This window comes from Chitinophaga sp., from assembly GCF_035761305.1.
Lineage (GTDB): Bacteria > Bacteroidota > Bacteroidia > Chitinophagales > Chitinophagaceae > Chitinophaga.
Window position 1 is genome coordinate 1 of sequence record NZ_DASTRI010000072.1, and the last position, 9,916, is coordinate 9,916.

General features: G+C 50.5%; 6 protein-coding genes and 1 pseudogene. All 7 read left to right on the forward strand.

Going from position 1 to position 9,916, the window contains the following annotated elements; genetic code table 11:
- Positions 1–727: hypothetical protein (locus tag VFS25_RS06615; RefSeq protein WP_326461339.1), on the forward strand; the 727-nt coding region annotated here is incomplete at its 5' end.
- On the forward strand, positions 724–2,778 hold the full coding sequence (locus VFS25_RS06620) for a helix-hairpin-helix domain-containing protein (RefSeq protein WP_326461340.1): 2,055 nt from the start codon (positions 724–726) through the stop codon (positions 2,776–2,778). The genes VFS25_RS06615 and VFS25_RS06620, both read left to right, overlap by 4 nt.
- A gap of 197 nt (positions 2,779–2,975) precedes the next feature.
- A complete protein-coding gene (locus VFS25_RS06625) occupies positions 2,976–6,212 on the forward strand; it encodes a SusC/RagA family TonB-linked outer membrane protein (RefSeq protein WP_326461341.1) in 3,237 nt (1,078 codons plus the stop codon).
- 11 nt (positions 6,213–6,223) lie between these two features.
- Complete coding sequence (locus VFS25_RS06630) at positions 6,224–7,663, forward strand: SusD/RagB family nutrient-binding outer membrane lipoprotein (protein ID WP_326461342.1); 1,440 nt, start codon at positions 6,224–6,226, stop codon at positions 7,661–7,663.
- Positions 7,664–7,838: 175 nt separating this feature from the next.
- Complete coding sequence (locus VFS25_RS06635) at positions 7,839–8,153, forward strand: DUF3467 domain-containing protein (RefSeq protein ID WP_326461343.1); 315 nt, start codon at positions 7,839–7,841, stop codon at positions 8,151–8,153.
- Positions 8,154–8,175: 22 nt separating this feature from the next.
- Positions 8,176–9,252 carry an Ldh family oxidoreductase gene (locus VFS25_RS06640; RefSeq protein WP_326461344.1) on the forward strand — a complete coding sequence of 359 codons (1,077 nt, stop codon included), beginning with the start codon at positions 8,176–8,178 and terminating at the stop codon, positions 9,250–9,252.
- Positions 9,253–9,296: 44 nt separating this feature from the next.
- Positions 9,297–9,916: pseudogene (locus tag VFS25_RS06645) on the forward strand (aspartate kinase); the annotation flags it as partial.

The window sequence follows — 9,916 nt, forward strand, 5'->3', positions numbered from 1 at the left end:
GTACAGCACCCAGTTCCAGCATGTGTTTACAGCCATGCATAACCAGGCTGGCCTGGCGCATATTTCCACTGTTTCCGCGGGCGTGTATGCCGAGCGCCGTTTTATGCTGGCTGCTACCAGCCTGTATGCTGTGGCTGTGGCCATACCCACGCCATCCGGCACTTTCGGCTTGTTTGCACAGCATTTCGGGTACAATGTTTTTAACCAGCAAAAATTGGGTATTGCCTATGGCAGAACATTGGGCAGCAAGGTAAGCATTGGCATACAGGCCGATTACCTGGCTGCATCCATACAACAGTATGGCCGTGCCGGTACCGTTACTTTTGAAGCAGGTTGCCTGCTGCACATTACCCCGCAGCTGCACGCAGGCATACATGCTTTTAACCCGCCTGCAAAACAGCTGTATAAGGCCGGTGCGCAGGATATACCTGTAGTGTACAGCGCCGGCATAGGGTATGAAGTGTCCGGCAGCCTGCTGTTCAGCGCAGAGGCGATACAGGAAACGGGCCGCCCGGTTACCACACGGGTAATGGGAACGTACTGCATTATACCCCGGCTATCGCTGCAGCTGGGCATTGCTACAGATCCGCAGCTGAGCGGCGCCGGCATCAGCTTCAGCTGGCAATCGTTACGTATATACGTTTCCGGTAGTTACCACCCGCAGCTGGGCATTACACCTGCAACAGCTATTACCTGGCAACCCAAACCCAAAACAGCGCAGCCATGAACCATTACCATATTATATTGGCAGGCTGCCTGTTGCTGGGCGCCTGGGGCCGGGGCTATGCCCAGTCGGCAGCTGTTTTATCAGCCGCGGGAGAGGAGCAGCTCGAAAGCAGCACAGTTACGCCGGAAGATGATACCCGCTGGCAACAGCTGAACGCCTATACCCGGCGCCCGCTGGACCTGAATACCGCCGGCGCCGCCGATCTGCGGTCGCTGGATTTGTTAACCCCCTTGCAGGTGAGCGCCCTGCTGCGTTACCGCCATTTGTTAGGTAAGCTGGTAAGCATTTATGAGCTGCAGGCCGTGCCGGGTTTTGACGCCGGTATTATTAACCGTTTATTGCCTTATGTAACAGTGGCAGGCGGGCTGCAGCCGCAATATACCCTGCGCGATTACCTGCATAAAGGCGGGCATGCGCTGCTGGTACGCTATGGCCGGCAACTGGAGCTGCCGCGTGGCTATATACATACAGATACTACTGCCCCGCACTATGCCGGCTCCCCGGACCAGCTGCTGCTGCGCTACCGCTATAACCTTCCCGGGTACGCCAGCTGGGGGGTAATAATGCAAAAAGATGCCGGCGAGCAGTTCTTTAAAGGCGCGCAAAGGCAGGGATTTGATTTTTACAGCGCGCACCTGTTCATCCGTAACTATAAGCACATAAAGGCCCTGGCCCTGGGCGATTTCACCGTGAACATGGGCCAGGGATTAATTAACTGGCAATCCCTGGCATTTGGTAAAAGCCCGGTAGTGCTGCAGGTAAAGCGGGAGGGCGAAGTGCTGAACCCTTATGCATCAGCAGGCGAGTTCTATTTTTTCCGTGGTGCCGGCATTACGCTGCAGCAGCATATCTGGCAGGTAACAGGTTTTGTATCGCTGCGCAGCCTGGATGGCAATACCGGCGAAACGGCAGATACGCTTACCGGTACGCCGTACATCAGCGCATTTGCTACCACCGGCTATCACCGGTCGGCGCTGGAAGCTGCAAAGCGTGGGGTTTTGCAGCAGCTTACTGCAGGCGGCAGCATTGTATATGACAATGGCAATTGGCGTATGGGCGTAAACGTTATACAGCATAAATTTTCTGTTCCGGTTCAAAAGAGCGATGCCCTGTATAATCTGTTTGCGCCGGAGGGCAGCCGTATTTTCAACGCAGGCTTTGATTACAGCGGTACCTGGAGAAATGTGCACTGCTTTGGTGAAACAGCTGTTGATGCACATGGCCGCTTGGCCACGGTAAATGGCCTGCTGGCTACCGTGCATCCCCGGGTGGATGTGGCTTTATTATACCGCTTTTATGACCGCGCTTACCAGTCGTTGTACAGCAATGCCTTTGGCAACAGCTACCGCCCGGTAAATGAAAGCGGCTGGTATACCGCGGTTACCCTACGCCTTACCCCGCACCTGAAGTGGGAAGGCTATGCCGACCTGTTCCGCTTTCCCTGGCTCCGGTACCGTATGAATATGCCCGGCGCCAATGGCCGGGAGCTGCTGGCAAGCCTTACCTATACGCCGGATAAACAAACAGAAGCCTTTATTCGTTATAGCCATAAGAGCGGTTGGGAAAATTATACCGGCAGCACCGCTTACATTGCCCCTGTAGTGCCGGTGAGCAGGCGCAGCTGGCGCTGGCAGGTAAGCATGTCGCCGGGCCGGCAGTGGAAGCTGCGCAGCAGGGTAGAGCTGAACCATTATACCAAAGCTGCAGACCGGCAGCAGGGCTGGCTGTGTTTCCAGGAGCTGCAGTACCGCTGTACCACGGTACCGGTACGCCTTTCGGGCCGCCTTACCTGGTTCAGTACCAGCGGTAGCGGCAGCACGGTGTATGCCATTGAAAGTAATATGCTGTATAATAATAGTGTAATGCAGCTGAACGGAGATGGCTGGCAATACAGCATTAATATCCGGTATAACCTTACCAAACGTTTAGCCGTTTGGTTACGCTGGAACCAGGTAACCTACCGGAATACCATTAATATAAGTAGCGGATGGGAGGAGGTGAACGGCCGGCAAAAAAGCATTATTCAGTTGCAGGCACAACAATTGTTTTAACACAAAAGCAGTCCCGGAACAGTAAAATGTAAAAAATACACATTACCCAGGTTTAGTACGTATTTTTCTGATAATGAGCTTTTATATGAATTAAAAATTAAAATATCCTTAACGAAACGTTAATTTTTTCTTGTCTAGTAGCAGAAATTTTGTCTAAATTGTGGACACGTGTCAACCAAAATCTAAATCGTTATTTAATGAAAAAGACGTTACTCTTTTTCACCATGCTTATGGTGATTGTAACGCTGGCATTCGCCCAACAACGCCAGGTTACAGGCAAGGTAACAGGAAGCGACGGCGCTCCCATACCTTTTGCAACAGTACAAGTCAAGGGGACTAATACAGGAACTACCACAGACGAAAAAGGAAATTTCAAACTTACTACAACCGGCAGCAATGCCATATTGGTGATCAGAAGTGTAGGCTACACTGCCAAGGAAGTGCCTGTAGGCGCCGGCGGTGAGGTGAACGCTGTGCTGCAAACCAGTAGTGAAAGCCTGCAGGAAGTAGTGGTAACGGCCCTGGGGGTTCAGCGTAAAAAGAATGAGCTGCCTTACTCTGCGCAAACAGTCGTAGGGGAAGATCTCGTAAAAGTACGTGAATCCAACCTGGCCAACTCCCTGTCCGGTAAAGTATCTGGCCTTGAAATACGCCGCAATAACAGCCTCGGAGGCTCTACCAACGTGATATTGCGCGGCAACAAATCTTTGTCGGGCAACAACCAGGCGTTGTTTGTAGTAGACGGTGTGCCTATTGACAACTCTAACACCAACACTGCCGATCAGCGCAGTGGCCGTGCCGGTTACGATTATGGTAACGCGGCCGCTGATATTAACCCGGATGATATTGAATCCGTGAACGTGCTGAAAGGTGCTGCCGCATCCGCCTTGTACGGTTCCCGCGCCGCCAATGGTGTGATCATGATCACTACCAAAAAAGGCAGGAGAGGCCTGGGGGTAACTATTAACTCCGGCGTAACCGTTGGTAAGTTTGATCCCAGCACCTTTGCCAAATACCAGAAAAAATATGGTGCAGGCTACGGCGCATATTATACAACATCAGATCCCCCGGGCCCTGGTGATAACCCGTTCTTCCTGGAAAAAGACATCAATGGCGATGGGGTGCCCGACCTGGTAGTGCCCACTACGGAAGATGCTTCTCATGGCGCTGCATTTGATCCGAACCTGAGCGTATATGGCTGGTACTCTTTTGATCCCACCAACCCGTTCTATGGCAAATCACGCCCCTGGGTAGCCGCTACTAATGATCCCACTAAATTCTTCCAGACTGCGGTGTCTACCATCAACAGCATTATGATTGATGGCGGCGGCGATCAGGGCTACTTTAAGCTGGGCTACACCAAAAATATTGATAAGGGCATACTGCCAAACAGCAGTATTAAAAAAGACCAGATCAATTTTGGCGCATCTTATAATATTACCCCCAAGCTAACAGCCAGCGGTTCTATCAATACTACTATACTGAAAGGTGTTGGCCGTTACGGCACCGGTTATGACTCTAAAAACCTCATGACCAATATGCGTCAATGGTGGGAAACCAACGTGGATGTATATGAGCAACGCGATGCATATTTCCGCACAAAACAAAACATAACATGGAACCAGGCCGGCATTGGCGTTACCAATCCTATTTACTGGGATAACCCTTACTGGACCCGTTATGAAAATTACGAGAACGATAGCCGTACCCGTTATTTCGGTAATGTAGCGCTCAGCTACAAAATAGCAGACTGGGTAGATGTGATGGGCCGTGTTTCACTGGACTCCTATAATGCATTACAGGAAGAACGGATTGCCATCGGAAGTATCGACCCTTCTGAATACACCAGGTTCAACCGCTCTTTTGCCGAGTATAACTACGACCTGATGGCCAACTTCCATAAAAAAATAAGTGAAGATTTTAACCTAGGAGGTGTTTTAGGCGGCAACGTAAGAAGAACAAGGGTACAATCCATCAGCGCTAAAACCAACGGCGGCCTGTTAATACCCCGCCTGTATTCGCTGCTGAACACCGCCAACCCGCTGGAAGCGCCGGTAGAAGTAGATTCGCTGGAAGAAGTAGACGGTATTTTTGCTGCAGCCAACCTGGCTTACAAGGAAATGCTGTTCCTGGATATTACAGCCAGGAGGGATAAATCCTCTACGCTGCCCAAGGAAAATAATACCTACTATTATCCTTCCGTATCATTGGGCTTCCTGTTCTCTAAGCTCATCCACAATACCCCCTGGCTGTCTTATGCCAAGGCAAGGGTAAACTATGCGGAAGTAGGTTCCTCTGCACCGGGCCTGTATACAGTGGATTATTTTGATGTACCCACCGGTATAGACGGTGTGCCGCTGGCCTCTGTAAATAATACCAAGTTTAACCCCAATCTTAAACCGGAACGCACCAAGAGCTGGGAAACCGGTTTGGAAGCAGCATTCCTCGAAAACAGGGTAGGCTTTGATGTAACCTATTACAATACCCGCACGATGGACCAGATAGTGGCTATGCCGGTATCAAGAGCTACCGGGTATGATTATAAGGTAGTAAACGCCGGTGAAATCCAGAACAAGGGTATAGAAGTATCTGCTTATGCAACACCGGTTAAAACACCGTCTTTCTCGTGGACCATCAATGCCAACTGGTCAAGGAACCGCAACAAGGTGAAGTCTTTGCCGGAAGGGGTGCAGAACCTGCAGATAAACCCGCTTTCTTTACAGAGCGGTGTTTCTATCAACGCTACCCTGAACCAGCCCTATGGCACCATCAGGGGCTCTAACTTTAAGTATAATGAAAAAGGCGAGAAAATAGTAGGAGATGACGGCCACTATGAACAGTCCAGCACTTCCAACGAAGTTATCGGTAATGTAAACCCCGACTGGATTGGCGGCATCAGCAATACCCTGAAGTATAAAGACCTGTCACTGAGCTTCCTGGTAGATATGCGTAAGGGCGGCGACATCTTCTCCCTGGATATGTACTATGGTTTGGCTACCGGTATTCTTCCTGAAACGGCCGGCGTAAATGACAAGGGCAACCCGGTAAGGTCATCCATTGCCGATGGCGGTGGCGTAATACTGCCTGGTGTAAAAGAAGACGGTAAGCCGAATGACGTTCGCGCAAGCGCAGTTAACTACGGCCTGTATGGCTACCGTTATAACCCGGATGCAGCCTTCGTATATGACGCCAGCTACATTAAGCTGAGAGAAGTATCGCTTACTTACTCCCTGCCGAGTGGACTGATCTCAAAGATCCATCCTATTAAAGGGATAGATTTCTCGCTGATAGGAAGGAACCTGTGGATCATTCATAAAAACCTGCCTTATGCAGATCCTGAAGAAGGAATGAGTTCCGGTAATGTTCAGGGTTACCAATCCGGTGCATACCCCACTGTCAGAACATTTGGTTTTAACGCTAAAGTAAGGTTCTAAAATTATCAAACATGAAAAAGCTAAAATTATCATACATAGGGCTGGTGATGGCAATGGTGTTAACGGCTTCCTGCACCAAGGATCTCACCGACCTTAACCAGAACTCGAAAAAACCTGCTGCCGTAGCAGCCGGCACTTTGTTTGCCAATGCCGAGCTGAATGTAACCAATACACTAACAAGCACCAATGTGAACCTGAACATATTCAGGCTGCTGGCCCAGTACTGGACGGAAACTACCTACCCGGATGAAAGCCAGTACGATTTAAGTACCCGCAATATCCCGCAAACTTTCTGGCATGCATTGTACCGGGATGTGCTCACGGACCTGAATGAGGCCAAAACCATTATTACGGAAGATGCAGGTACGGATGCTGCTGTAAAAAAGAACCAGCTGGCGCAGATAGAGATCGTATCTATCTATACTTATGCGGTATTGGTGAATACCTTTGGTAATATCCCTTACACGCAGGCGCTGGATATTAACAACCTTTCTCCGCAGTACGACGATGCCAAAACCGTGTACCTGGATCTGCTCACAAGGCTGGATGCTGCGATAGCTGACCTGGACCCCGCCGCCGGCAGCTTTGGCGCCAGCGACATCCTGTACAAAGGCGATGTTGCCGGTTGGATAAAAATGGCTAATTCACTGAAAATGCGCTTGTGGATAATTATTGCCGATGTTGAACCTGCAAAGGCTAAAGCGGCTATTGAGGAAGCTTCTCCCAAAGCATTCACCTCCGCATCAGAAAGTGCAATTTTCCATTACTCTACTGTGCCGCCCAATACAAACCCGCTGTGGGTTGACCTGGTACAAAGCGGCCGCCTGGACTTTGTTGGCGCCAATACATTGGTTGATACCATGAATGCGCTGAGCGATCCGCGTTTACCCTTTTTCCTGGGTGAAGCTGCCGGCGGTGGCTATAAAGGCGGTATTTATGGTACCAGCAATGACTATAGCGCATTTTCACCGGTAGGCGATCTGCTGCGCGCAAAAGATTTTCCCTCTGTTTGGATTGACTATACCGAGGTTGAATTTATCCGTGCAGAAGCAATTGAAAGAGGCATGACCGGCGTAGCCGGTACAGCAGCCACCCATTATACAAATGCAGTTACCGCTTCTATTGTTTCCTGGGGCGGTACGGAAGAAGATGCTGTTGCCTACCTGGCCCGGCCCGAAGTAAATTATGCAACTGCACAGGGCGGATTTAAAGGTAAAATAGGCGTGCAGAAATGGCTGGCCCTGTATAACCGTGGTTTTGAAGCCTGGACGGATTGGAGAAGGCTGGATTATCCGAAGCTGGTAAAACCCGAAGAGGCGCTGTCTGAAATTCCGGTTCGTTTCCCTTATCCCGTAAGTGAGCAAAACCTGAACCAGATCAATTACGACAAAGCTGCTGAAGCAATTGGCGGTGATGAAGTAACCACCAAATTGTTCTGGGACAAAAACTAACAGCAATGTTTTTATCATAAAATGAAACCGGGCAGTTGAAGCATTGCCCGGTTTTATTTTTGTTGTTGATCCCTGGCCCGGTAAAATAATAACATTACACTGCAGCAAGCTATTAAAAAAAAGAGGTTCATTTGAAACCTCTTTTTTTACTTTTGTAGCCTCAAACTTACCGAACATGGATAATCAGCATGAAGAGCAGACCCAGTTGAACATAGAACTGAGTGAGGAAATAGCAGAGGGTGTGTATGCGAACCTGGCCGTAATAACGCATTCCAACGCCGAATTTGTGGTGGATTTTATTAATGTAATGCCTGGTTTGCCAAAGGCTAAGGTCAAGTCACGTATTATTTTAACCCCCCAGCATGCCAAGCGCTTTATGAAAGCATTAGTAGATAATGTTAAAAAATATGAATCTGTACATGGCGCCATACAGGACCAGGACCCTGTATCGTTGCCCATGAATTTCGGCGGGCCCACTGCACAGGCCTGATTATTAGCACTGATACAAAAGCATGGACCATATTTTTTCCTATCAGCATTTAAGGGAATTTACACAGGAGGTATTTACCCGTATGGGCTGCTCTTTAGAGCATGCAGATAAAGCCAGCGAAGTGCTGCTGTCTGCCGACCTGCGGGGGGTAGACTCTCACGGTGTAGCCCGCCTGAGCGGCTATGTGCGCCTGTGGGACGCCGGCCGCATTAATACCCGCCCGGATGTGCATATTGTACATGAAACACCCAGCACGGCTGTTGTGGATGGGGATAGTGGCCTGGGCCTGGTAGTAGCGCCCTTTGCCATGGAGGTGGCGCTGCAAAAAGCCGCTGCCGCCGGTAGTGGCTGGGTAAGCGTTAAAAACTCCAACCATTTTGGAATAGCCGGCTACCATGCTATGATGGCCCTGGAAAGGGACATGATAGGCATGGCCATGACCAATGCCAGCCCGCTGGTGGCCCCCACCTTTGCAAAAGAGCGTATGTTGGGTACCAATCCCATAGCAGTAGCCATTCCGGCTAACGAGCAGCCCGCTTTTGTGGCGGATTTTGCTACCACCACAGCCGCCAACGGCAAGCTGGAGATACTGCAGCGCAAAAACCAGCAGGCGCCGGAAGGGTGGATCCAGGATAAGGAAGGCGCCACCAGCACCAACCCGCATGAGCTGCGCAGCGGCGGGGCGTTGCTGCCCCTGGGCGGCGACCGGGAGCATGGCAGCCACAAAGGCTATTGCTTAGGTGCAATTGTTGACATATTTTCGGCCGTTCTTTCAGGCGCCAATTACGGCCCCTGGGCGCCGCCGTTCGTAAGCTTCTTACCCTTGCCTCCTGATCCTGTGGGCCAGGGCCTGGGCCATTTTTTTGGCGCCATGCGGGTAGATGCTTTCCGCCCGGCAGCGGAATTCAAGGCCAATATGGACACCTGGATCAGCCGTTTCCGGCAGGCAGCGCCGGTAGCAGGGCAAAAGGTATTAATACCCGGCGATCCTGAACGGGAAATGGAAAAGGAGCGGAGAGTGCAGGGCATCCCGGTGCTGGAGCCGGTAGTAAAAGACCTGGAGGAAGTGGCCGCCCGGTTTCAGCTGAAATTTGCATAGCAAAAACTCAAACACAAATACAACTAAAAGACAACTCTCACAACATGAAAGTTTTAAAATTTGGCGGCACCTCTGTGGGAAAGCCGGAACGTATGCATGCCGTAGCCAAGCTGATAACGGCAGACAACGATCCAAAGATTGTGGTGTTATCTGCATTATCGGGTACTACCAATGCACTGGTAGAGATAGGACAGTCACTGGCAGAAGGTAACAAGGCACAGGCTAAACAGCAGATAGATAAGCTGGAAAAGCATTACCGTACCTTTTGTGAAGAGCTGGTGAAGCAGGATGGTCCGCGCGCCAAAGCCAGGGAGATTGTAGACGAGCATTTTGAATTTCTGAACATCATCCTTAAAATATCTTTTAACGAAGCGCTGAACAAAGACATCCTGGCGCAGGGCGAGCTGCTGAGCACAAAGCTGTTCACCGTGTACCTGGAAGAAGCCGGCGTACCGGCCGTACTGGTGCCTGCGCTGGATTTCATGAGCATTGATGAATTTGAGGAGCCTGAAATTCCCAAGATCAAGATACGCCTGGGCAACCTGCTGGATAAGCAAAAAGGCCAGAAGATATTTATAACGCAGGGCTATATTTGCCGCAATGCAAAAGGAGAAGTGGATAACCTGAAACGCGGCGGCAGCGATTACTCAGCCTCCCTGATCGG

Excerpts from the sequence above, each read along its gene's own strand:
- VFS25_RS06620 (WP_326461340.1), top strand. The coding sequence starts at position 724 with ATGAACCATTACCATATTATATTGGCAGGCTGCCTGTTGCTGGGCGCC.
- VFS25_RS06625 (WP_326461341.1), top strand. The coding sequence starts at position 2,976 with ATGAAAAAGACGTTACTCTTTTTCACCATGCTTATGGTGATTGTAACG.
- VFS25_RS06630 (WP_326461342.1), top strand. The coding sequence starts at position 6,224 with ATGAAAAAGCTAAAATTATCATACATAGGGCTGGTGATGGCAATGGTG.
- VFS25_RS06635 (WP_326461343.1), top strand. The coding sequence starts at position 7,839 with ATGGATAATCAGCATGAAGAGCAGACCCAGTTGAACATAGAACTGAGT.
- VFS25_RS06640 (WP_326461344.1), top strand. The coding sequence starts at position 8,176 with ATGGACCATATTTTTTCCTATCAGCATTTAAGGGAATTTACACAGGAG.